The sequence below is a fragment of the Streptomyces sp. NPDC043861 genome, assembly GCF_056435905.1.
The window spans coordinates 1-22,914 of sequence record NZ_JBWKDP010000007.1 but is presented as its reverse complement, the minus strand read 5'-3'; the positions used below and the strand labels follow the sequence as shown (position 1 = coordinate 22,914).

The following is a 22,914-nucleotide window of genomic DNA, read 5'->3' as shown; positions in this document are numbered from 1 at the left end:
GTGCTGCCGCTGCGAATGCCCTGCTGGCGTCGGACGCCGGCGAGGTCGGTCGGCCGGGACCGCGAAATGGGAGCCGGATCACGGCCGCTGTGCGCGCCAGTAGTGCCGTACGGGGTCAGGGAACTCCTGGGGCCTACGGGAGCTGACGCCTTCCAATGAATTGACCAGCTTGGACAGGGCCACCTTCGGCGGGAAGTGCACCAGCAGGTGCATGTGGTTGTTCTCACCGTTGACCTCCAACAGCTCACATTCGAATTCCTCGCACATGGCCCGCCTGATCTCGTCCGTGCGCGTCAGGTGCGCGTCAGTGGTCGTACGCCCTGGGCCCACAGAGTGGTCTGGGGGTCCTCGTGCTTGACCATCCCGGGCGAGACACCGAGCCGGAAGCCGCCGGGCAGTGGCTTTCCGTCCTTGTACGGAAGGAAGTCCAATGGGCTCGGGCCGTCGGAGGCGTAGACGGGGCAGTCCGAGAGGATCGCGACGGGGTACTGGACGGTGGCCCGGGCGAGTTTGAGCATCTTGCGGTGCATGTTGGTGCGGGCTTTGGAGATGACGGCCGCGCGGATGTCCGGCCGCCAGGTCGGACGCCTGAGTGCCGGCCACGGCCGGCCGGGGTGCCAGCCGCCTCCACGGGGCCGCTCTCGGAGCTTCCCGATCCCGCCCTTGAGTCCGTAGCGCATTGCGGCCGCATCGGGTGAGCACGAGCATCGGGTCGGCGTCCTTGCCGGAGGGGCGGGGTGCGCCGAGCTGCGCCTCGGCAAGGGTCCACTCCACCAGGGCCGGGAGCGACTTGGCGGGGACGTCCAGGACCAGTCCGCGCAGGCAGTACGCGGAGACCCGGCCGTCCCGACGTCGACGACGGCAAGCGGCCTGTTGGCGAAGCGTGGGTCGGCAGCGCCATGGGGCGCCTTCGGCGGCGCCTTCTTCACGCCCGGGCGCCGGGACGTCCTGGTGGCTTCGGCCGACCGCGACGGTGGCACCGCGGCGGGGGGCTCCCGTGCCGGTTCGGGCTCCGGTGCCGGTGCCGGTGCCGGTGCCGGTGCCGGTGCCGGTGCCGGTGCGGACGGACCCGGGAACACCTCCGTGACGTCCACGGCTGTGGGGATCGGGTCGGCGACCGGGGCGGGGTATCTGGCGGCAAGGCCTTCCAGCAGACGAGCGTAGGCCGCACGCTTCGGCGGCCGCGGCTCGGTACGGCCCGACTCCCAGCTGCCGACAGTCTCTCGCCGTGCCCGCAGTCATGAATCGCTCTCGAATTGCTCAGACCTGCACTTGCTGGCCGCCACCCATGGGATCCGCTCCTCACCGATCGGGACGTAGCGGCCTCCCTGGGCACGGCCCGGCCAAAGCCCTCCGCCGTCCGGGCTCAGCACGGCGCCCGGAAGAACAGGGAGTCGCGCCCGGTGCCCGGCATCGCGGCGCTTGGGGCGCTTGGGGCGCGGAAGAGCTGTCCCGCATGCAGACGGGCACACATCACGGCCGTCTCACGCTCCTGCTGCTCAGTCGACGCGCTCTCCGATCAGGAGCAACGCCGTCGGCTTTGCCCTCCTCGCAGACCGCCGGTGCGGACGCCTTCTCATTTATGTCGGATATATGCAGAAGAGGCACAATCGAGGGTGAAGAGGGCGGCAGCACAGCTCAGCCCGGAGGTGATCAGATGCCTGGGACCGAGTCTCGTTCGCGCTACGTCCCGGATCACGGACTCACCAGCCGCATGGTGACGACGATGTTCCTGATCGGGCTGCTCTACGTGGTCTTCGTCGGAGTCCTGCTGGTCGTCCTCCGGGGTTCCTGGCCGCTCATCCTGGTGATCGCGGGCGGCCTGTTCGTCGCACAGTTCTACTTCAGTGACCGGATCGCGGCCCACAGCATGGGGGCCCGCGAGGTCACCCCCGAGCAGGCGCCGGAACTGCACGGCGCCGTGGACCGCATCTGCGCCCTCGCCGACATGCCCAAACCTCGTGTGGCGATCGCCGACAGCGATGTGCCGAATGCCTTCGCCACCGGCCGCAACCAGAAGACCGCCCTGGTCTGCGCCACCACGGGCCTGCTCCGTCGCCTGGAGCCGGAGGAACTGGAAGGCGTCCTCGCCCACGAGCTGTCGCATGTGGCCCATCGCGATGTCGTGGTGATGACCATCGCCTCGTTCCTCGGCGTTCTCTCCGGCATCATGGTCCGTGTCTGGCTCTACAGCGGCCTCGGCCGGAACAGCCGCGACAGCAACACCGCCATAGCGATGGTGGTGGTCCCCCTGGTCAGCGCCGTCGTCTACGTGATCAGTTTCCTGCTGACCCGAGTGCTCTCCCGCTATCGCGAGCTGTCCGCCGACCGCGCCGCCGCGCTGCTGACCGGCCGCCCGTCCGCCCTCGCGTCCGCGCTCACCAAGGTGGACGGCCAGATGGCCAGGATCCCGACGCAGGACCTGCGGAAGGCGGAGCCGTTCAACGCCTTCTGGTTCGCGCCCGCGTTCTCGTCCAAGGAGAGCCTCAGCAGGCTGTTCTCCTCGCACCCGACCCTGGAGCAGCGCCTGGACCAGCTGGGCAGGATCTCGGCGCAGCTCGGCCGCCCATGACCACCCTGTGACCCTCACGTCCACGCATGACGACGAGCAGAGGTTCTTCCCGTGGGACTCCTCGACACCATCCTCGGCCGCAGCAGGCCCGTACGCCCCGACCTCGACCAGCTCTTCGGTCTGCCCCCAGCGGCGATCACCCTCGAAGCGGGCGCGGGGTTCCGCCCCACTGGCACGGGCTCGGTCTGCTTCGCCAGCGTGGAGGGCGGTGCCTTTGCCGGAATCCAGGAGGACGTACGGGAGCTGCTCGACGCCGACACCGGTCGCGGCGGCACACCTGTCGAATCCAGCCGGGACGCGTACGGCTACACCTGGCTCATCGCCCGCCATCCCGCCGATGACACAGTCGGCCTGGTCAACGACCTGCACGCCGTGAACACGCTCCTCCAGGAGTCCGGCTTCGGCCCGCACCTGCTCTGCTCCCTGATCGGCTTCCGCGATGCCGTCGGGGACCGCTCGCTGGCACTGGTCTACCTCTACAAGCGCGGCACCTTCTACCCTTTCGCGCCGCTTCCCGGAACCAGTGAGAAGCGGGACAACACGCTGGAACTCCAGGTCAGGGCACTGCTCACGAACGACCTGCGGATCGAGACGGACCTGGGCCGCTGGTTCCCGGTGTGGGGCGCACCGGGGCTCGGCGGCACGCAGCACAGCGGCCCGGCCGACTGAGTCGCCCGAGCGACCGTGCGGAGGCCGACGGGGTCGCCGCGGCGCATGCACGGGGGGACTGTCCCGCACTCCCCGTGACTGGCCGCGGCACGTATGGCGTCGGGGTGACGAGAAGACGCCGTGCGATGACGTCGGAGACGTCCACCGCTGAGGGGCACTGCGCAGCCATTTCGGGGACCCGTCCAGGTGGCGGGGGTTGCGCCAGCCAGTTGGCGGGGGCAGTTCCGGTCATCTGCCGGATGGTTGTCACCGGCACCTTCTCCGACGCTTGAGGCTATGACGCACGACGCGCGCCCAGCCGTGCCGTCCGCAGCTGCGGACGACTCGCCCTTCAGTGCGTCGTCGACAGGGCGGCTGATCGGTCTCGACCTGGCCCGGGGTCTGGCGATCTTCGGCATGTTTGCGGCCCACCTCGGCCCGGAGCCGTTCATGGGCGGCCCGGTGGGCTGGCTCATGGAGGTGGCACGGGGCCGTTCCTCCGCCCTGTTCGCGCTGCTTGCCGGGTTCACCCTGGTCCTGCTGACCGGACGGCCTGAGCCGCGGACGGGGCGCCCTGGCAGGCAGGCTGTGGGCAGGGTACTGATCCGCTCAGCCGTTCTGATCGCCCTGGGATACGCCCTGACGGCCCTGGACACGACTGTCGAGGTGATCCTCGCGTTCTACGGGCTGCTTTTCGTCCTCGCCCTGCCCCTGTACCGGCTGCGGGCCGGCACCCTGGCCGTCATCGCCGCGGCGACCGCACTCGTCATGCCCGTGGTGTTGTATCTGCTCCGGGCGGCGGCCGAGGGCGGAAGCCGGGCCGATGCGGTGATCGCCCACGATCCGCTGGCCCGGATCACCGGGTCGGACGGCCTCGTCGAACTGTTCGTCACCGGCGAGTACCCAGTCCTGACCTGGCTGCCCTTCATCGTCGCCGGAATGGCCGTGGCCAGGCTGGACCTCACCCGGCCCGGCGTACCCGCCAAGATCGCCCTCACGGGCGCTGTGCTGGCCGTGCTCGGCTATGGAGGCTCCTGGCTGGCCCTGCATGTGGTCCCGGGCGCAATGGCTGCCGTGACCACCGCCACGGACGGCGGGTCGGCCTCATCTGCCTGGTGGTCCGACTCCGTCGGCGACCCCACTTCGTTCACTCCGCACTGGCTGCTGGTGTCCGCACCCCACAGCCAGACGACATGGTCCATCCTGGGCAACACCGGCGCGGCCCTCATGGTCCTCGCCTCCTGCCTCGTCGCCGCCACGCGCTCCGCGCGGCTGCGATGGTGGGCGGCGCCGGTCACCGCGGTCGGCTCCGTGTCCCTGACCGCCTACGTCGGCCACATCGTCGCCATCAAGGCTCTCGGCACGGACGACATGCCGGACTCCAGTGCCCTGCCGGTCCTCCTCGGCTTCATCTCGGCGGCCATGCTCCTGGCCCTCGCCTGGAACCGACGCTTCCGCCGCGGACCACTGGAGTACATGCTGTATGCCACCACTACGCCCGCCCGCCTGATCGCCTGATGGGTGGGACCAGTCCTGCGCCATACCGGCCAGGAAGGAGGTCAGCGCCATGACAGACCGTCTGACATTCCTGTGTGCGACCGCCCCGGACGCCACCAGGGAAACCGTCTTCGGCGACGCTGCCCTCAAGGAGAGCAGCCTGCGCGAGGCAGCTGCCGTGATCGCAGCGCTCCCGCCGTACTCGCTGGCCGCCCGGGCGCCTTCGCGTTCCTGCGCGCTGATGGCCGATTTCCTCGGCGTGCCGGCCGGACTCGACGCCGCGCTGCGCAATCTCGACTACGGCACGTGGCACGGGCTGTTCGTCGACGATGTCGCGGCCGGTGACCCTCACGGTTTCTCCGCCTGGCTCACGGATCCGGATGCCGCACCGCACGGAGGTGAGTCCGTGCGGCAGCTGTGCCGACGAACCTCCGACTGGATGTGCAGCGTGCCGCCTGACGTTGGGCACGTAGTGGCCATCGCCGAAGAGGCCGTCGTCCGGGCAGCGCTCGTCCATGCGCTGTCCGCACCGGCGAGGGCCTTCTGGCATCTCGACGTGCCACCGACCGCCGTCTCCTTCACCGCGCGCGACGGCCGATGGAGTATCGGGCACGGCTACGGCACACCCCTGCGGCGTCCGCAGTCGCCCACGGACGGTGGGTCCGAGTACGACGGCCGTCCGGAGACCGGCCGTGCCGCGGATCCTGCTCCGGGTGAACATGTCTGTGAGTCGATGCACCCGTTGGTGAGACGGCACTGGAGCGGACGGGTCGCGGCCCTCTACTGCGGATGTGATCAGAAAGCCGACAGGGGATGGTTCTGGGTCGAGCCGACCGGTATCCGCGCCCGGCGCACTGCACCGGAGCGTTCCCGTGGTCGCGGGGATCGTTAGAAGCACCGGCCCCGATCGCGGCACCCTCGCCGAAGGCAGCACCCACCGGCCGCTCCGGGCGCGGCCCGGTCCGGCCCGGCAGGTCCGACGTGCCCCCGACGGATCCGCCTGGCAGTGGCCCCACTTGGCGGGGGGCAGTTGCAGATTTCGGTGCCCACGCGGGCGGTCGCGTCCCGAGTTGTGCTGTGTTGTGCCGTGCCGTGGGAACACACTCGGCCGGTGCCCGGCACAGGAACGTGCCGGGCACATCTGATTGGACCTACTTCCAGATCTCGTCGACCCATTCGGGGTGGTCGATGAACGGGTTGCGGTTGTGCTGGAACCGGTCGTGGATGATCTGGTTGCGCTTCTGCTCGGCGGCGTCCGGCGGGTCCTGCTTGCTCCATGTCTTGAGGACCGAGAGGCGGCCGATGTGCGGAGCGGAGCCGTTGTCGACCTTGTCGTTGGGCTCGAGGTCCGCGAAGCCGTCCTCGCCGTCGTAGCGGACGGCCATGTAGAAGATCATGCGCGCGACATCGCCCTTGACCGCGTCACGCGGTTCGAAGGAGTCGCCGTCGGTGCGGTTTCCGGGGGCCTCCTGGACTTCGTCGCCGCCGGCGTCGAAGTCCTTGTTCCCGCGGACGCTGTTCACCGACACGTCCGCCGGACGTAGATGATGGATGTCCGTGCCGGGGCCCACGGCCGTGCCGAAATCGCCGTGGGACTTGGCCCAGACGTGCTCGCGGTTCCAGTCGTCGTCGCCGGAGCCGTTCCTGTCCTTGCTCTGCGAACGACCGGAGTAGAGGAGGATGACGTTCGCGGAGTTCGCGGGGTCCTCGTCCGTGGCCTTCAGGGCGTCCCAGACGTCGTCGTAGGAGACTTTGGTCTGCTCGCTGACTATGGTGTGGAGCGCCTTCTTCAGCTCGGGACCGGTCTTCCCCAGCGCGTCCTTGTAGTACGTGTCGTCGTACGCCCCCACCGCTGCCTCCGGCCGGTCGTGCCCGGGGGCGGGGGGAGTCTGGGTGGCGACCGCGGCGGTCGGCGCGGCTATCCCGGCAACGGCCACCGCGACGGCAACCATGCGTCCTGATATATGACGGTTCAGGCGATGAGTGGACATGGCGTGGGGGGCGTCCTCTCCCTCGACGGGCATCCCCGGTACACAACGAGGTGCTCGGGGATGCGAAGTGACAGACTGTTCGAATCCTGGAGCCTTCCACGCCCTGGTCCCCGCTGAGTGGACAGGCTGCGCCCATCCTGTGCCGACACCGTGAATGAATGCCGCACACCCACGCTCCTCCCGGTGGGCGCAGGCGCGGGCAGACCGAGCTCCCGGCCCAGGGCGGGCCTTCCAGGGCGACGCGAACGACAGTGCAGGGAGATACCGGCCACTCAAGTCGCCATGACCATCGGCGTCGTGGGAAACGCGGTGGCCCACGCGCTGTGCCCCGAACCAACACAACACTGCCGTCCTTTTCCGTGAGCTTCATGTCCCGTCGCATTGCCCGGGCACCTCATGGAGGGCGGGGTCGCAGACGGACATCGGCGCTGGGAAGGACGTCGTCGGCGGGCGTTGCCCATGCACTGCTCGACGCGGCCGACGCTGCCGCCCTCCAGCTCGAAGCGACCAGTCCCCCGGCGTCGCAGGTCAGTTGGACCCGGTCGATGAGCGCCAACCGTGTCCTGGCAGGTGGTCCATGGTGTGACGGGCATGCCGCCCTCGGGAACCGGCTGACGGTCATGGCAGTCTCTTCGTACAAGGGAACGCAACAAAGACCGACACCAGACGGCGGTGAGGACGGTTCCGGCCTCACCGCCGCCTGCACGAGGGGAGCCGTCATATGGCCGTCACTCTGGCCGAGGAGATCACACTGCTGTCGCTGGACGACGAATCCGGCGCCGCAAAGGAGCGCTCGTCCGCAGGCTGGGCGGTGTCAGGCGGCATCCTGCTGGAGCTGGTCATGGCGGGGCGCGTCACGGTCGACGGCGGACGTGTCGAGGTGATCGATGCGTCACCGACCGGGATCGCTCTGCTGGACGAGCGACTTGAACTGCTGAGTGCCTGGGCGAAGCGGAACCGCAGACGCAAGGTGACCGACTGGCTGACCAAGGACCAGCCGAAGGCTGTGTCCGCGACCGTCGCAAGCCTGTGCGCCCGCGGCCTTGTCGTGGAGGAGCGGCGCAAGGCGCTCGGCATCTTTCCCGTACGCCGCTACCCGGAGGCGGACGGCTCCGTCGAACAGGAACTGCGGGCGCGGCTGACGGCAACGGTCCTGGAAGGCGCCCAGCCGGACGACCGCACATCCGGCCTCGTTGCGCTGCTGCATGGAGCGGGCCTGCACCGACTGGCCTTCCCCGAAGTGCCCAAGAAGCAGGTCGAACCTCGTATGGCCGAAATCGCCGAGGGACAATGGTCGGGCGAGAGCCTCCGCGAGGCCATCCGCAATATGCAGGCGGCGATGGTCGCGATCACGACGGTGGTGGTCGTGACGACGGTGATGTGAGAGCCCGCCGGAGTCCGACGGCTCCCCCGGCCACGGACCCGTGCCTGAACGGGTGTCCGGTCCGAAGCCGAACAGCCACTGTGCCGATGGTGAACTGCTCCGCCCCGGCGCCGCCGCGCCGATCGCGAAGTGCACAGCCGGCCGCCGCGCTCCCTGACACAGGCCGCCGGTACGGCGTCGGGGCCCACCCGGGTCCTGCTCATTCGCTCATGGGATCGTGAGGCCGCACGCCGGCGCGGGGCAGCCGCCGGGCGGCATGCAGGCACCGACGCGGCCAGGGAGGATCCACCATGCGTGCGCATCGTCTCGGCTCCCGTTGGGTGCGTGTGTGGTGCCGGGAGGTGTCGGGCAGGTTGACCGGGCCTGCTGGGAGCCGGCGATAGGCTCCCGGCATGTTCGAGTACCACGGTTGGATCACGATGCGTGAGAGCGTCGCAGACGGCTCATCGAGATCATCCAGAACCTCCGCGAGCGCGTCCGCGAAGCCCGCGGCAATGGCTGGCTCGGCGAGGTCGAAGGGCTCCAGGTGAGCCTCGATGCCGCCAACGCCAAGCTGCACAGCCTCAAGCTCGCCCCCGCCGACGGCCGACCGCAGCTGGTCGACCTCGGTATGCCGGTCTTCACGGACACCGCGCCGCCGCCTTCGTGAGAACCGGGAAACAAGGGGCCGACCTGGGCCTCTCGTGGGGTCACAGACCAGCAGCGGTGAGGATCCGATACATCTGAGTCGGCCGCAGCGCAGAGTTGGCAGCGGCGTCGTCGGCTACCTGGGGGTCTGGGTCACCGAGCAGATACTCCAGCAACACGTCCGTGATGTTGGGGTGACGGGCGACCCCGCGGCGCAGGAAGGGCTCGGCAGCGGCGGCGAGCTGCTGAAGGTATGGCAGGGGTAGTTCCGGGTCTTGCAGGGCGAGGTAGCGCACGTTCGGGCTTGACTGGTCGACGAGCGTGCGCAGCGCGTCACGAGGGAAGTTGGGGTGGTCGACGAGCAGCGGTCTGATGTGCAATACGTCGCCGTGGGCGCGGACCAGTCCTTCCAGAACTTCCGATGGCGTGTTTGGCCGACGGGCGGCAGCACGGCGGACTCCGAGTTCCGGGTCGTTGTCCAGCCGACGCCATGCCTCTTCAGGTAGGTCGTGACAGGAGGCCAGTACGCGCCGGAATGTTGTGTACTGGCAGTCCAGGTAGCTCATCCGCTCATCGAGAGGCGCTTCGCGCAGCCAGTCCGGTTCGGCGCAGTTCCAGCTCAGAGCCACCTCCGCCTCGATGCTTCCGCCCGCGCGTTCGGCTTCTACAAGCGCATACAGTCGGTCCCGCATTTCGGCGTCCACATGCCGACTCTGCGCAGCCGCGACCCGCACGAGCGGGTCGTCGATGCCCAGAAGCTGGGCAACCATCTCTGCCGACAGATGAGGGTTACCGGCGACAGCCTGATGGAGCTCTTCTTCCTCGTGCCGCATGAGCTGCGCAAACTGCTCCCATGTGAGTGGGACATAGCGCGCCACGTTAATCCGCACTGCAGGGTCGGCAAGGCAACGCTCCCTCCACTCAGGCGGGACACCTGGATTCCCGCGCTCGGTGGCGGCTGCACGGACCTGCGGATCCGGGTCGGCGAGTAGTTCCACTTGTACGGCGAGGGGCCGGTCGTACCAGGCTCGCGCGACTGCGGCACGCAGGCTCGGACTCGGCGCGCTGGCAAGCATCATCCGAGGCTTGCCATAGGCTTCCTCCAGGTCGTCGATGCCGATCTGCACCTTGCGGTCAACCATGTCGCGGACAAAGTCTGTGAACGCGTTGCGGATCGCCGGATCGGGGTGCTCGGCAATCCTTCGGCGCATCTCCGGGGAGATCCGGTCCCCGTGAAGGCCCACCGCGGTGTTGCAATCGCCGTGCTTCAGCAGAGCGTCAACAACGGCGTCCTCCAGCTGCCCGCGACGCTGCGATATCCCGTGTCGGCCGGCCTTGTGCGTAGCCAGACGTACCAGGACATCCTGAGGAGCCGACGGGTTCCGCCCCAACCCGGAGAGTTGGGGGTGATCAAGGCTTGTCATGCGCTCAACCTAGTCGGACCGCTGCGTGCCAGCCTTCCATCGGTCCTTAGTTCGGAAAAGCGTGCCGGGCCGGCCGCCTGAACACACGGCGGGCCCGGGCCGTCTCAAACTCTGCGCCAGCGGGCCATCGCGAAGGAGAACACGCCGAACAGCACCAGCCCCGTGGCCGTCGCGACCAGCAACCAGGGGCCGACTGCCGTCGTGGCGAACGCGCGAAGTGTGTCGTCGAGACCCTTCGCGTCGCCGGGGTCGTAGGTGACCGCCGCTCGCACCGCAAAACCTCCAGCCGCCGCGAAGACCAGGCCGCGGGCAATACCGCCCGCCACCCCGGTCACGTCCACCGCCTGCCGCGTTCGCTGTCCCATCTCACCCGTCCTGAGGTGCTTGCGATACTTCCGCCGTGCGGCGCGCACACCGATCCAGGCACCCGCGCAAGCCACGCCCGCTGCGCCGAGACCCACGATCCACCGGCCACCCGGGAGTTCAAGTACTCGAGCCGTGATGTCCCGCGACTGGCGATCGCTGGAACCGGGGCCCTCGTAGCCGACCGCGAAGGCGAGCACCGAGTAGGCGACGAATGCGTAGAAGGCGCACCGCACTGCCGACAAGGCCCGCTTGCGGGCCTTTCGACCGTCCGGGCCAGCTGCCCCGAACAGCGCTTCCGACAACCGCCACAGCACCATGCCCATGAGCCCGGCGCCGAGGACCCACAGCAGTGCGGTGCCGAACGGCTTCGCCGACAGTTCTTCCAGCGCGCCGCCACGGTCGGCCTCCCTGCCGCTGCCCGAACCGAAGGCGACCTGCAAGGCCAGGATGCCGATGAGCAGGTAGATCACACCGCGTGCCGCGAAGCCCCAGCGCGCCCCTGTCCCCACGGCCGAACTGCGTGCGGTCCGGCGGGCCGCGGCGCGACCCCGAATCGTCCATGCGCGTGCATTCATGTCTCCCGGTTGCCCCCGATTCACGCACCCGAACGTGGCGCTCGTGTGCAGGGGACGCGGCCCGGGCAGGGGCGCCCGGTGGCCCGGCACCGGCGGCTGAGCCCATTCGCCGGTACGCCGACAGGCGCGGAGCAGGGATGCTCGGGCGGCGCTCCGCAAGGTGGCGGCGGGCGGTTGGCACGCCGTGGGCTGCACGACGGTGTGGCCGTCGGTCCACACTGTCGGCCACACGTCGGACGAAATGGGTGTCGGACCGGATGGTGCACGGCCGGTGTCGCAGGTGACGGTGGGACGGAGGAGCACTTCAACGGCTTCGTCCGGCTGCTGGATCGTGGAGTGCCGCGTCGGGCGGGTGCTGTGTGCTCATGGCCACGGCACGAACGGAGTCCGCGCCGATGACGTCCCCGCCAGGCTCTCAGAGGTGCCGACGCGCCCTCGTTCCCACGGTCCGTGAAGGGCCGGGTCCACCGTGACCGTCACCACGTGGCTGACGATCGCAGTGTTCGCCGGCTCCTACGTTCTGATCGCGACCGAGCGGCCGCGCGCGTACTGGCGATGCCGTGCGTGGCTGGCCCTGGCCTGCGCCCTCGCCGCAGTGGTCATCGGCGCCGTCCACGGGCAGGGACTGCTGCTCGCTGCAGGTCTGGCGATGGCCGGGGTCACGATGAACCTGTTCGACCCGGCACGCCGACGCAGACGGCGCAACCATCCGCCCGAATAGGCGCGTCCGGGCCCCCTCCGGCCCTGCACGCCACAGCCGGACTCGGCCCGTGTGGCCCCTCCGGGTTGCGCCGGCAGTCAGTCCACGGCCTTGGCCGCTGCCGACGACTCGCTCACAGGCTGCGCGGTCTGCGGGTGCGCTGGTGCCCGACGGGACGTCACCCAGGCGGCCGCCGGTTCGACGTAGCGGGCGGTGAGCGGGCCGATCACCACGAGGATCAGCACGTATGCGGTGGCCAGCGGGCCGAGCGCCGGTTCGATCCCGGCGGCGACGGCCAGCCCGGCGATGACGATGGAGAACTCGCCGCGTGCCACGAGCGTGCCGCCCGCCCGCCATCGTCCCTTGATGCCGACACCGGCCCGCCGCGCGGCCCAGTACCCCGTGGCGATCTTGGTGAGCGCCGTGATCACGGCCAGTGCCAGCGCCGGCACGATCACGGGCGGGATGCTCGCAGGGTCGGTGTGCAGGCCGAAGAAGACGAAGAAGACTGCTGCGAACAGGTCCCTCAGGGGACTCAACAGTGCATGGGTGCCTTCGGCGACCTCCCCGGACAGTGCGATGCCGACAAGGAACGCGCCCACGGCGGCGGAGACCTGGAGCTGCTGGGCGATGCCCGCGACCAGCAGTGTCAGGCCCAGCACCACCAGCAGGAGCTTCTCGGGGTCGTCGCTGGAGACGAAGCGTGAGATCACTCTGCCGTAGCGGACGGCGACGAACAGCACCGCCCCTGCGACTGCGAGAGCGATGGCCAGGGTCGCGCTGCCGGCCGCAAGACTCACTCCGGCCAGCAGGGCTGTGATGATCGGCAGGTAGACCGCCATGGCCAGGTCCTCGAGGACCAGAATGCTCAGGATCACCGGTGTCTCCCGGTTCCCGAGCCGCCCGAGGTCGCCCATCACCTTCGCGATGACGCCGGAGGAGGAGATCCAGGTGACGCCGGCCAGTACGACGGCGGCGACCGGACCCCAGCCGAGCAGCAGCGCCGCGGCCGCACCCGGCACGGCATTGAGGGCGAAGTCGAGGATCCCGGCGGGGTATTGGGTCTTGAGGTTGGAAACGAGGTCGCTGGCGGTGTATTCCAGGCCCAGCATCAGCAGCAGGAGGATGACACCGATCTCGGCGCCGATCGCGACGAACTCCTCGCTTGCCCCGAGCGGCAGCAGGCCACCCTCACCGAAGGCGAGTCCGGCGAGCAGGTACAGCGGGACGGGCGAGAACCGCAGGCGGCCGGCCACTCGGCCGAGCAGGCCGAGGCCGAGGATGATCGCGCCGAACTCTATGAGAAAGACCGCGGAGTGCACGTGTTCACACCCGCCCGAGGATGGCCGCGGCCGCCTCAACGCCCTCACGGGTGCCGATCACGATCAGTGTGTCTCCCCCGGCCAGACGGAAGTCCGGTGCCGGGGACGGAATCGCCTCCGCGCGGCGCAGCACGGCCACGATCGAGGCGCCGGTCTCGGTGCGTATCCGCGTCTCACCCAGCACTCGCCCGTTCCAGTGGGAGTGGACGGACAGCTCGATCCGCTCGGCCACCAGCCCCAGATCGGTGGTGTGCAGCACGTTCGGGCTGTGATGGGCGGGCATCAGCGCGTCGATCAGTGATGCCGACTCCGGGCCGGTGAGATGGAGCGACTGCGCGCACGCGTCAGGGTCATCGGCACGATAGACGTTTACCGTCCGGGTGCCGTCGCGATGTGCGATCACGGACAGATGGCGGCGCTCACGTGTGGTCAGGTCGTACTGGACTCCGATACCCGGCAGCGGTGTGGTGCTCATGCGTGGAGCAGGCACAGCCTGTCCCCTCCTGGTTCTTCGCTGTTGTGCGGTCGTGCGGTGGCGGATCCGGCAGAAGATCCGACCGCACATGGTGCCATCTGCCGGCAGTGCCGGGACATGGGTATTGCCACGGATGGACAGCACACGGGGGACGTCGGTCACTCTGAGGCGGGGAGCCAGGTCCCGCCGCAGGTCAGGGCATCAGCGCGTCGGCTGGAGAGCGGAACCGACATGTGGTGTCCGGCCATGCTTGCCACAATGGGCCCATGGACGGCTCAGCCCTGCCGTCGGATCACACGGGATCCGCCACAGGCGAGGGACACTACGGTGAGCGGGTCTTCCGCCCCGATGACAAGGGCGAGGACGACCGCATCGACCTCGGCGCCCTGACCTATGACGACACCACGATGACCCGGCTGCGGCAGCTGGGGGCCGGTCCGGGCTGGAACTGCCTGGATGTGGGCGCCGGAACCGGCACGGTAGCCCGAAGACTCCTGCGCGAAGCCGGTGTCAGCAAGGTGCTCGCCGTGGACCGCGACATACGCTTCCTGGCGGCGAACCCGATGCCGGGACTGACCGTACTGCAGGCGGACATCACCACCGACGCCTTCTCGCCGGGCGGGTTCGACCTGGTCCACGCGCGCTTTGTGCTCATGCACCTGCCATCGGCGGAACAGATGGTCGCCATGCTCACCGGCCTGCTCGCCCCGGGCGGCGTTCTGGTCGTCAGCGACGCGGTGGACCTGACCACCGATACCCAACCCGTCACCCCGTACACCTCCGCCATGCAGGCCATGTGGCAGGGCCTGCTTGACAGCATCGGAACCGACGTCTCCCGGGTTCCACACCATCCCCAGTTGCTGCGCGGGGCCGGGCTGGAATCCGTCGCGGCGGAAATCCATGTCCCACCGCTCGTGCCGGGCAGTCCGATCAGCAGGTTCTGGGCGGAGACCTGGAGGCGGTCACGAACAGCCATGGTCGCGACGGGCCTCGTCGACAACGCCCGGATCGACCAGGCCATCCGCTACCTGGACTCCGCCCAGTGCACCGGCCTGTCACCCGGAATGCTCACTGCCTGGGGGTACAGACCCGGTTCACGGTGACCACCACCCGCCCCGTTGGAGGCGCAGGGTCCACACACCGTCCCTGCAACGGCGTCACGCCTGCGTGCCCGCTCGCCACTCCGGTGCGAGCACCGACCAGATCTCCTCGTCGTGCCGCTTCCCCCGGTACAGGTAGCTCTCCCGCAGCACGCCGTCCTTCGTCATCCCGAGCCGCCGGGCCACAGCGATGCTGGGCGCATTCGCGGCCGAGACCCACCACTCCACGCGATGGATGCCCCGCTCCTCGACGGCCCAATCGATGATCACGCGCACAGCCCGGGTCACCAGGCCCTTGCCCACCGCCGACGGTTCCAGCCAGCAGCCCGCCTCTGCGGTGCCCTGCTCGACGTCCATCGACCGCAGGAGAACTGCGCCGACCAGCCTGCCGTCCGCCCAGATGCCGTGGATCCGCCCGGCGTCGGCTGCGGTCTTCTCCGCGTAGGCCTGGAGGAAGGCGCGGCTCGACTCCAGATCCGTCACCACGTCGGGCAGGCCGTTGTGCTGTCCGATGAACTCCCGTCCCCGGTCCACGTGGGTCAGGAACTCCTCGGCCTGCCATGGCTCGAGGGGGCACAGCTCTGCGCCGTCATCGCCCAGGGATATGGCGTACATTTTCACCTTCCGCCTTCGGAACCAGCGCACTTGGTGAAGGGATCTTCGCACGGGCATGGTTCAGGACGGCTACGGCGTGACACCCTTCGGGGCTCCCCCCACTCCCCTTGCCGTTGCTTTCTTCCTGCTGTCCCGCGGAGCCCGGGAGCCGGGTTCGACCCGCTGCGCCCGACTACGCCGGGGGTCGCTCCCGACGGCCCGCCGCCCGGCTTCGACCGGCCGCCTCGAGCTCGAGTATCAGGTCGAGGGCGTCGTCGAGAACGTGCACCTCGTCGTCGTCCAGGTTCGGATCGGCGGCTCGTCTCGCGCGGGCCTGTGACAGATGTCCGGTGTCGGCATTCCCCCAGCGGATCGTGGAGTCACATTGCCGAAGGAGCGCGGCGAGCCCCGCTCTGGCACCGGCCGCCACAGGACCCGCCGCCTCGGCGCCGGGTGCTACGGCGCCGGGTGCCAGGGCGACTTGGGCGAGAATGACGGCCGACATGGCCCAGTCCAGTCCCGGCGGCCCCTCCGCGGCGGTGCTCCAGTCGATCACCACCGGACCGTCCGGGGTGAGCATCACGTTGTCCGGATGCAGATCGAGATGGAGCAACCGATGTGCAGGGTCGGCCGCGTTGGGGGCGGGGATCGAGTGCAGCCGCCGCAGGAGACCACCGAGCATCGCGGCCGCCTCCTCCGCGGTGATCGTGCCCTGCTGCAGAGCCTCCAGCAGGGAAGGTCCGGACAGCCGCTGCATCACGAGGTCGGCCCGCGCCACCGCCGGGTCTTCGCCGGCGATGGTCGGCCGGATGCTCGGCACCGGATAGCCGTGCTCTGCGAGGTACGACATGACGGCAGCTTCGGGAGTGGAGTCGGTGCCATCCCGGTAGCGGCGCAGGACCCAGCGGTCGTCGATTGCGTACACATCAGCCGCGCGGCCGGAGCCGAGCAGTTCCCCCGTATTCATGCCATGAACACTAATGGCGTGGTCGTCCGGCGTCGGGTGCGGTACGCAGGTCCGAGGTCCGGGGCATGCGGCGTTCCCGGGGCCCGGGCCGGCACTTTCCTGCCGGTACGGCGTGTCAACGGACGAGCCATCCGCCGCGTCGTCCGGCAGACGGCCGTCCCGGACAGGGGCCACACCACGGCATGTCCCGCAGGGTTTCGAGACCGCTGCCGGCAATCGTTCACCGGTGACGCATGTGCCACCGCCAGGGGTCGGCAGGGGGCGATCCCACTCCGTCCGCCCGGAGCCACGGCGGGATGAACTGTCAACTGCCGCTCCATGTCGCACACACGGCGGGCCGATCAACTCCCCCGCGCACAGGTACTACTGACAAGGCATCAAAGATTGCCGGATATCGGACAGGGAGACACCCCAGCCGGACAAGAGCTGGTCAAAATGTTGTGAGGTAATTGTCGACGATCCGTCAATTTCGCTCGTTCGGTGGCACGCTCGATCGCGGTCAACCCCCCACAGGACAAGCGACGGAGATCGCATGACCCCCCACAAGAACACTCGGCGCGCTGCTGCCCTTGCTGCAACTGCCGCCATGGTCGTCGTCGGTGTGCAGACGGGCTCGGCGACGGCCGCACCCGACCGTGCCGACAGTCCCACCCCGGCGCCGCGCGCGTCCGAGCGTGCCGCAGCCATCAAGTCGGCACAGGCACAATCCGGTGCGGCAGCGGAGCAGCTCGGGCTCGGCGCCCAGGAGAAGTTGGTCGTCCGTGACGTGATCCGGGACGCCGACGGCACCGTGCACACCCGCTACGAGCGCACCTACGCAGGGCTGCCGGTCCTGGGCGGCGACCTCGTCACCCACACCGCGAAGAACGGCAAGTCCAAGGGTGTGGACAAGGCGAACGAAGCCCGGATACAGGTGGCGACCACCGAGACGACACGCAAGGCCGCGGCCGGCGCTCGCAAGGTGATCTGGGCGGGCAAGGGCAAGCCCGTGCTCGCGTTCGAGAGCATCAAGTCCGGTGTGCAGAAGGACGGCACACCCAGCAGACTGCACATCATCACCGACGCCGCCACCGGTAAGAAGATCCACCAGTACGAAGCGATCGAGACCGGCACAGGCACCGGCCAGTACAGCGGCGAGGTACCCCTCTCCACCACGAAGAACGGCTCCGCCTTCGAGCTCACCGATGGCGAGCGAGGCGGTCACAAGACGTACGACCTGGAGCAGGGCCAGAGCGGCACCGGCAAACTGCTGACGGACGACGACGACAAGTGGGGTGACGGCACCAACTCCGACCGTCAGACCGCGGCTGTCGACGCCCACTACGGCGCTGCCGTGACCTGGGACTTCTACAAGTCCGAGCTCGGGCGCAACGGCATCGCGGGCGACGGCAAGGCCGCCTACTCCCGGGTCCACTACGGCGACGGGTACGTCAACGCCTTCTGGGACGACAGCTGCTTCTGCATGACCTACGGCGACGGGGAAGGCAACAAGAAGGCGCTCACCGAGATCGACGTGGCGGGTCACGAGATGAGCCACGGTCTGACCTCGCACACCGCCAACCTGGAGTACAGCGGTGAGTCCGGCGGGCTCAATGAGGCGACGAGCGACATCTTCGGCACGTCGGTCGAGTTCTTCGCCGACAACAAGGAGGATGTCGGCGACTATCTCATCGGCGAGAAGATCGACATCCGCGGCGACGGCACCCCGCTGCGCTACATGGACAAGCCCAGCAAGGACGGCAAGTCGCTGGACGCCTGGAAGGAGGGCGCAGGCGACACGGACGTCCACTACTCCTCCGGTATCGCCAACCACTTCTTCTACCTGCTGGCCGAGGGCAGCGGCAAGAAGACGATCAACGGTGTCGATTACGACTCCCCCACCGCGGACGGCTCGACCGTCACCGGGATCGGCCGTGAGAAGGCCTACAAGATCTGGTACAAGGCGCTCACCGCGTACATGACCTCAACGACCGACTACAAGGCCGCCCGCGAGGCGACCCTGAAGGCGGCGAACGACCTGTACGGCGCGGACGGACCCGAGGCGAAGACCGTCGTCGCCGCCTGGACCGCGGTGAACGTGAAGTAGTCGCGCAGCACGCGCCTGTGTCCCGTGCCCCGCAGAGGCTGCCGGCCTCTGCGGGGCACGTTGCCTCCGGTCCCCCTGGCCACCGGTCCGGATCTGCAGTCGGCTCATGACGAGTTGGGCGGGGAATGCCCGAACACCAAGGGAACGACGGCTCTTTCCCCACCGGTCGCCGACTCCTCCCTGCCCCCGCGACCGTGCGACCACACCCCAGGAGGGAGACATCCGGCGGATGCGTGCATCCTTCGATGTAGCAGCCGTTCGTCACTGCTCACGACGTATGACGGCCGAACGGCACCGACGATGAGTGCATGACCAAGACCCTGCCGTCTGCCACGATGACACCCGGTGCTTTAAGCGGTCGTCTGCCGCTGCTCGACGTACTGCGCGGAACCGCGATCCTCGGCACGCTGATGACCAATGTATGGGTCTTCACCGCCCCGGGTGCGGAGTGGGGAGTCCTGGAGGGAGGCACCGACTCGGCAGGCTTCGGAACCGTACCGGAAGCCGTCGAAAGCCTCTTCCGTCTGGTTGCGGACGGCAAGTTCCTGTCGATGCTGACGATTCTGTTCGGCGTCGGTCTTGCAATCCAGTTCGACTCCGCCGCCCGCCGCGGACAGCCCTGGCCCGGCCGGTACCGATGGCGGGCTCTCTTCCTCTTTGCCGAAGGCACGATCCACTTCGTCCTCGTCTTCGCATGGGACGTCCTCATGGGCTACGCGGTCACCGCACTGCTTGTCGCCTGGCTGCTGACCCGCTCGAACCGGGCTCGGCACTGGGTGATGTGGTGGGCGGCCGGACTGCACCTCACGTTGATGGCTGCCGTGTCGGCGGTGCTGGTGGCGGTCGGCGACGGGAACGACGGCGAGGGCGGCGCCTCGGGCGAGGTGATCGACCTGTACGCGCACGGCAGTTACCTGGACCAGGTCTCCTTCAGGCTGGAGAACGCCCTCGCCCTGCGCCTGGAGCCTGTGTTCTCGTTCGGGCTCCTGGTCTTCCTCTTCCTCCTCGGCGTACGGCTGTTCCGGGCCGGGGCGTTCGGCGCCGACGAGACGGGCCGGCGGATTCGTGCCCGAATGATCGGCTGGGGCCTGGGACTCGGCGTGCCCCTGACCGCCGTCGTCACCTTCGCCGGGCAGGACCTCTACTTCCTGAGCCGCTACTGCACGGCTCCGATGGTGGCAGTCGGCTACATCGGACTGATCGGTATCGTCGTGGACCGGGTGCGGCGAGTGGGCCCGTTCATGACCGGGCTCACCTCCGTGGGCCGGACCGCACTCTCGGGATACGTGCTGCAGAACGTGCTGTGCGTACTCGCCTCGTACGGCATCGGTCTGGGCCTGGCGGACCGCCTCAACGGGTCGGCCCGGCCTTGGTGGGTGATGGGGCTGTGGGCGGCAGTGTGCATCGTCCTGATGACGGGCTCCACCCTGTGGCTGCGACGGTTCTCGCACGGACCGTTGGAGTCCGTACAGAAGTGGGCGCTGCGACGCTGAACCAAGGGCGGCCGCACGGGCGCCGACCAGGTGGGCAGCCGACGCGGGCACACCGAACTGGCAGAGCCCTCCGACAGGAGGTACAACCCGTGTGCCGGCCTCCGGATGACCGGAACCGTTCCGCACGCCCCTGTGCGGACCCTGCATCTGACCTCGGCCGAGGATCGCGGAGTGTGTCCGCCCGACGGCGACATCCCCACCGCAGTCATGCCGAACGAGGCCGCAACACGCGCTCAGGAACCATGGGCCGACAGCTCCGGAGGGGTCGGCTCGCTCCGGAGCTGTCGGCCCACGTGTGCCCCGGGGTCGCCGCTTGCGGGGCGCGCAGTGGGGAGGGACACGGGTGGGGTTCCCGGTGACTCCACCATGCCGGGAACCCCACCCGCGCGGGCTGTGACTGGCCTCAGGCGGCGACGGCCACACGCCCCGCGGCAAAGACCTTCGCGGTCTCGGCGACGCGTCGGCCGAGGTGCTCGGCGGTGGCCGTGTCGGCCTTGTGGACGGCCTCGGGGCCTTCGTCGGAGTTCGTCTGGGCGCCTGCGCCGGCGAAGAAGCCGAGGCGGTTGAGGTCCGTCTCCGAACCCGTGCTGGAGTTCCAGCCCGGCTTGAGGCCGAGGTTGACCCAGTTCATACCGTGCTGTGCGGCGAGGATCTGGAAGAACTGCAGCGTGTGCAGCTTGTCGCCGCTCTTCGAGGCGGAGTTGGTGAAGCCGGCGGCGAGCTTGCCGTGCCAGGCGTCCGAGAACCAGCGCTTCGAGGTGGCCTCGGCAAAGACGTGGAAGGCGCCTGAGGCGGTGCCCATGTACGTGGGCGAGCCGAAGATGATCGCGTCGGAGCCGTCCAGCAGCTCCCAGTCGGCTTCGGTGATCTCATCGACCTTGATCAGGTGGACCTCGGCGCCGCCGAGGGCGGCACCGGACCTGACGGCCTCGGCGATGACGGCGGTGTGACCGTATCCGGAGTGGTAGGCGATCGAGACGACAGGCGTGGTCACGTGAGTGCTCCTCGTGAACATGGAGGGTGGACTACGAGCTTTCGGTCGTGCCCCTGGTGGGGGCACGACCAAAAGGAAAGCACTCACTTTTAGAAAGCGCAACCCAGCAGTGAGCGCTGTGGCGGCGTTATGGTGGAGTCATGGCCAGCAGCACCGCGCAGGACGACGACCTCGCCTTTGACGTGTTCTCCAGGTCCTGCCCCTCCCGAGGCACGCTCGAGCATGTGACCGGGCGCTGGGGCGGCCTGACCCTCGGCGCCCTGTACGAGGGCACCTTCCGCTTCAATGAGCTGCGCCGCAGGGTCGACGGCGTCAGCGAGAAGATGCTGTCCCAGACGCTGCACGCACTGGAGCGGGACGGACTGGTGCATCGCGAGGCACAACAAGGCAACCCGCCCCGCGTCGACTATGAACTCACCCCGCTGGGGCGGGACGTGGCCGAGCAACTGCTCTCCCTCATCGAGACGGTGGAGGGGCGCATGGCCGAGGTGCTCTCGGCGCAGGAACGATACGACGAGGCGCATTCCAGCCGCTGACGACACGGACACACCGCCACGTCGTGCCGCCCGGGACGAGAGGCCGACGCGAACGGGCTCTGGTATCGGGCAGGAGAGGGCTCCAGGGTGGGCGCATGAACAGCGACGCGTGTCGGCCCTGCTGAGCCGGGCCCGCCGTTCAGCCCACTGACATGACTCATGGGACCTGGCGCCTTCACCGGTCACGGAAACGGCGCCAGCGTGCCATGACACCTGCGGTTCGACGTGAAGTCCATCTGCCGAGGACCGAAGGAAGCCCTTCGAGTGTGGGGGCGATTCAATGTTCGTATGTGCTCCATGACCGAGCGAGCTGCAGAAAGCAACGTCACCGCCCCACGCCACCACGGAAGGTCGACGAACCTCCTGCCGTATGGAGAAACGGTCAACTCCGGTTGAAAGCAGCCACGTTCAGGTCACCATGTGCAACCTCCGGCGGCCGGTACGGAGGCGGTGGGGTGTGTGATGGCCCCGTCAGTCGAAGGTGTTGCACGAACGGGAGTTGGGCTGTGCGGGTGTCAGCAGTACATTCGGGAGACTTGTGCAACGGCCCCAACGTACTCTGCTGCACAACATCCCCCGGTTTGCCCCGAACGCAGGGCACTCAGCCCAAGGAGAGCACGATGGCCTCAGCAACCAGCGCCACGCACAGCATCGAAGCCACAACAACAATGCTGCAGACGGAACTTCCCCAGTTGGAACAACAGCAGCAGAGTCTGCAGAAGGAACTCGCCGCGGTTTCCGAACGGCTGACCTCGGTGCGCAGCGCTCTCACCGCCTTGAGCGCCCTCTCCACCACGCCGGTCCCCGGGCCCCGCACCGCAGCCGTGGGTCCGGAGGGCGCCGCGGCATCCGCCCCGGCCGAGGCGCCGACCCCTGAAGCGTCCCCGGCTCCGACGAGCAGGAAGACGCCCTCCCCCCGCACGCCCACCAAGGCCGGAGCAGTCTCCGCGAAAAAGGGGGCCGATACCGGCAAGAAGTCACCTGCACGCCGTACCGCCGCCCCGGCCCCCGCCAAGACCAGCACGGGCGGACGGACCGGGACCACGCCGCCCGCCGGGGACTCAGCCGGACTGACCGAGCAGGTCGTCGCCGTCCTGTCCCGGGAGCCGGGCAAGGCGGTGCGCGCTCGGGACGTGGCCGAGGCGCTGGGCCGTGCCACCTCCGCCAACGACATCAACACCGTGCGCAGCACTCTGGACCGGCTGGTGGCCACTTCCCGCGCCCACCGCGCCGGCCGGGGTCTCTACCAGGCCCCCACCAGCTGAAATCCTCGACGGCCGGCCCACCACCTCACCCGTGGTCGGCCGGCCTGCCCATGCCACCCCTGGGCCCGGCCCTCGCACCATGGCCGCCCGGGGCTGTTCACTGACCTGCCTCGCCGCCGCGATGCAGTCCCGTGCAGAGCGGTGACCGGCACGGCCGCCACTGCCAGGTCCCGTCTCCCGATCCCCCAGTACGTCCGCTGCCCCGGAACTCGGTCGTGGCCATTTATCCGCGATCGCGGTGTGTGTCAAGCCCCGAATTCGGGTGGCATGACAGACCTGCCCCCCGCACGGCGTACTG

At 68.9% G+C, this 22,914-nt stretch carries 20 protein-coding genes and 2 pseudogenes; 12 read left to right on the top strand and 10 right to left on the bottom strand.

Annotation, left to right across the window (positions count from 1 at the left end; all coding sequences use genetic code 11):
* Window positions 1-135: 135 nt before the first annotated feature.
* Together AC068D_RS17755 and AC068D_RS17750 are read right to left on the bottom strand one after the other, a co-directional pair.
* Window positions 136-297 (bottom strand): annotated as a pseudogene (locus AC068D_RS17755) (transposase); the annotation flags it as partial.
* Window positions 294-668 (bottom strand): annotated as a pseudogene (locus AC068D_RS17750) (telomere-associated protein Tap); the annotation flags it as partial. The pseudogenes AC068D_RS17750 and AC068D_RS17755, both read right to left, overlap by 4 nt.
* Window positions 669-1,657: 989 nt before the next feature.
* Between AC068D_RS17750 and htpX the strand changes: the two are divergent.
* From htpX to AC068D_RS17730, 4 genes are all read left to right on the top strand, one after another.
* Entirely contained in the window at window positions 1,658-2,572 is a 915-nt protein-coding gene (gene htpX, locus AC068D_RS17745) for a zinc metalloprotease HtpX (RefSeq protein WP_478823946.1), read from the top strand.
* A 51-nt stretch (window positions 2,573-2,623) separates the two neighbouring features.
* Complete coding sequence (pspAB, locus tag AC068D_RS17740) at window positions 2,624-3,241, top strand: PspA-associated protein PspAB (RefSeq protein ID WP_478823945.1); 618 nt, start codon at window positions 2,624-2,626, stop codon at window positions 3,239-3,241.
* Between the two features lie 276 nt (window positions 3,242-3,517).
* Window positions 3,518-4,738, top strand: a complete 1,221-nt coding sequence (locus tag AC068D_RS17735; RefSeq protein WP_478823944.1) for a DUF418 domain-containing protein — start codon at window positions 3,518-3,520, stop codon at window positions 4,736-4,738.
* Window positions 4,739-4,787: 49 nt separating this feature from the next.
* A complete protein-coding gene (locus tag AC068D_RS17730; protein WP_478823943.1) occupies window positions 4,788-5,609 on the top strand; it encodes a histidine phosphatase family protein in 822 nt (273 codons plus the stop codon).
* A 259-nt stretch (window positions 5,610-5,868) separates the two neighbouring features.
* Here AC068D_RS17730 and AC068D_RS17725 read toward each other — a convergent pair whose 3' ends face one another.
* Window positions 5,869-6,708, bottom strand: a complete 840-nt coding sequence (locus tag AC068D_RS17725) for an endonuclease I family protein (protein WP_478823942.1) — start codon at window positions 6,706-6,708, stop codon at window positions 5,869-5,871.
* Window positions 6,709-7,429: 721 nt separating this feature from the next.
* Here AC068D_RS17725 and AC068D_RS17720 point away from each other — a divergent pair.
* Both AC068D_RS17720 and AC068D_RS17715 read left to right on the top strand, forming a co-directional pair.
* The gene (locus AC068D_RS17720; RefSeq protein WP_478823941.1) at window positions 7,430-8,092 is read left to right on the top strand and encodes a GOLPH3/VPS74 family protein; all 663 of its coding nucleotides are present in this window, start codon (window positions 7,430-7,432) and stop codon (window positions 8,090-8,092) included.
* Between the two features lie 526 nt (window positions 8,093-8,618).
* Window positions 8,619-8,741: a hypothetical protein gene (locus AC068D_RS17715; RefSeq protein WP_478823940.1), complete on the top strand. Its 123-nt coding sequence runs from the start codon at window positions 8,619-8,621 to the stop codon at window positions 8,739-8,741.
* 40 nt (window positions 8,742-8,781) lie between these two features.
* Here AC068D_RS17715 and AC068D_RS17710 read toward each other — a convergent pair whose 3' ends face one another.
* Window positions 8,782-10,143 (bottom strand): hypothetical protein, encoded by a 1,362-nt coding sequence (locus tag AC068D_RS17710; RefSeq protein ID WP_478823939.1) that lies wholly within the window; start codon window positions 10,141-10,143, stop codon window positions 8,782-8,784.
* A 104-nt stretch (window positions 10,144-10,247) separates the two neighbouring features.
* Window positions 10,248-11,084 carry a DUF1206 domain-containing protein gene (locus AC068D_RS17705; protein ID WP_478823938.1) on the bottom strand — a complete coding sequence of 279 codons (837 nt, stop codon included), beginning with the start codon at window positions 11,082-11,084 and terminating at the stop codon, window positions 10,248-10,250.
* A 469-nt stretch (window positions 11,085-11,553) separates the two neighbouring features.
* Between AC068D_RS17705 and AC068D_RS17700 the strand changes: the two genes are divergently transcribed.
* Window positions 11,554-11,805, top strand: a complete 252-nt coding sequence (locus tag AC068D_RS17700; protein ID WP_478823937.1) for a DUF3040 domain-containing protein — start codon at window positions 11,554-11,556, stop codon at window positions 11,803-11,805.
* A gap of 77 nt (window positions 11,806-11,882) precedes the next feature.
* On the opposite strand, the gene AC068D_RS17695 is transcribed toward AC068D_RS17700, so the two are convergent.
* Window positions 11,883-13,106 carry a cation:proton antiporter gene (locus AC068D_RS17695; protein ID WP_478823936.1) on the bottom strand — a complete coding sequence of 408 codons (1,224 nt, stop codon included), beginning with the start codon at window positions 13,104-13,106 and terminating at the stop codon, window positions 11,883-11,885.
* Window positions 13,107-13,110: 4 nt separating this feature from the next.
* Window positions 13,111-13,581, bottom strand: a complete 471-nt coding sequence (locus tag AC068D_RS17690; RefSeq protein ID WP_478823935.1) for a cation:proton antiporter regulatory subunit — start codon at window positions 13,579-13,581, stop codon at window positions 13,111-13,113.
* 266 nt (window positions 13,582-13,847) lie between these two features.
* Here AC068D_RS17690 and AC068D_RS17685 point away from each other — a divergent pair, with 266 nt between their 5' ends.
* A complete protein-coding gene (locus AC068D_RS17685) occupies window positions 13,848-14,684 on the top strand; it encodes a class I SAM-dependent methyltransferase (protein WP_478823934.1) in 837 nt (278 codons plus the stop codon).
* Between the two features lie 54 nt (window positions 14,685-14,738).
* Here the strand turns inward: AC068D_RS17685 and AC068D_RS17680 are convergent, their stop codons facing one another.
* Entirely contained in the window at window positions 14,739-15,296 is a 558-nt protein-coding gene (locus AC068D_RS17680; RefSeq protein ID WP_478823933.1) for a GNAT family N-acetyltransferase, read from the bottom strand.
* Window positions 15,297-15,468: 172 nt separating this feature from the next.
* Window positions 15,469-16,242: a phosphotransferase gene (locus AC068D_RS17675; RefSeq protein WP_478823932.1), complete on the bottom strand. Its 774-nt coding sequence runs from the start codon at window positions 16,240-16,242 to the stop codon at window positions 15,469-15,471.
* Between the two features lie 532 nt (window positions 16,243-16,774).
* On the opposite strand from AC068D_RS17675, the gene AC068D_RS17670 reads away from it, so the two are divergent.
* Both AC068D_RS17670 and AC068D_RS17665 read left to right on the top strand, forming a co-directional pair.
* Complete coding sequence (locus AC068D_RS17670; RefSeq protein WP_478823931.1) at window positions 16,775-18,328, top strand: M4 family metallopeptidase; 1,554 nt, start codon at window positions 16,775-16,777, stop codon at window positions 18,326-18,328.
* A gap of 308 nt (window positions 18,329-18,636) precedes the next feature.
* Window positions 18,637-19,821 (top strand): DUF418 domain-containing protein, encoded by a 1,185-nt coding sequence (locus AC068D_RS17665; RefSeq protein ID WP_478823930.1) that lies wholly within the window; start codon window positions 18,637-18,639, stop codon window positions 19,819-19,821.
* Window positions 19,822-20,224: 403 nt separating this feature from the next.
* On the opposite strand, the gene AC068D_RS17660 is transcribed toward AC068D_RS17665, so the two are convergent.
* Window positions 20,225-20,815 (bottom strand): flavodoxin family protein, encoded by a 591-nt coding sequence (locus tag AC068D_RS17660; protein ID WP_478823929.1) that lies wholly within the window; start codon window positions 20,813-20,815, stop codon window positions 20,225-20,227.
* Window positions 20,816-20,955: 140 nt separating this feature from the next.
* Between AC068D_RS17660 and AC068D_RS17655 the strand changes: the two genes are divergently transcribed.
* Together AC068D_RS17655 and AC068D_RS17650 are read left to right on the top strand one after the other, a co-directional pair.
* Window positions 20,956-21,351 (top strand): winged helix-turn-helix transcriptional regulator, encoded by a 396-nt coding sequence (locus tag AC068D_RS17655; protein WP_478823928.1) that lies wholly within the window; start codon window positions 20,956-20,958, stop codon window positions 21,349-21,351.
* Between the two features lie 620 nt (window positions 21,352-21,971).
* The gene (locus tag AC068D_RS17650) at window positions 21,972-22,616 is read left to right on the top strand and encodes a hypothetical protein (RefSeq protein WP_478823927.1); all 645 of its coding nucleotides are present in this window, start codon (window positions 21,972-21,974) and stop codon (window positions 22,614-22,616) included.
* Window positions 22,617-22,914 lie beyond the last annotated feature (298 nt).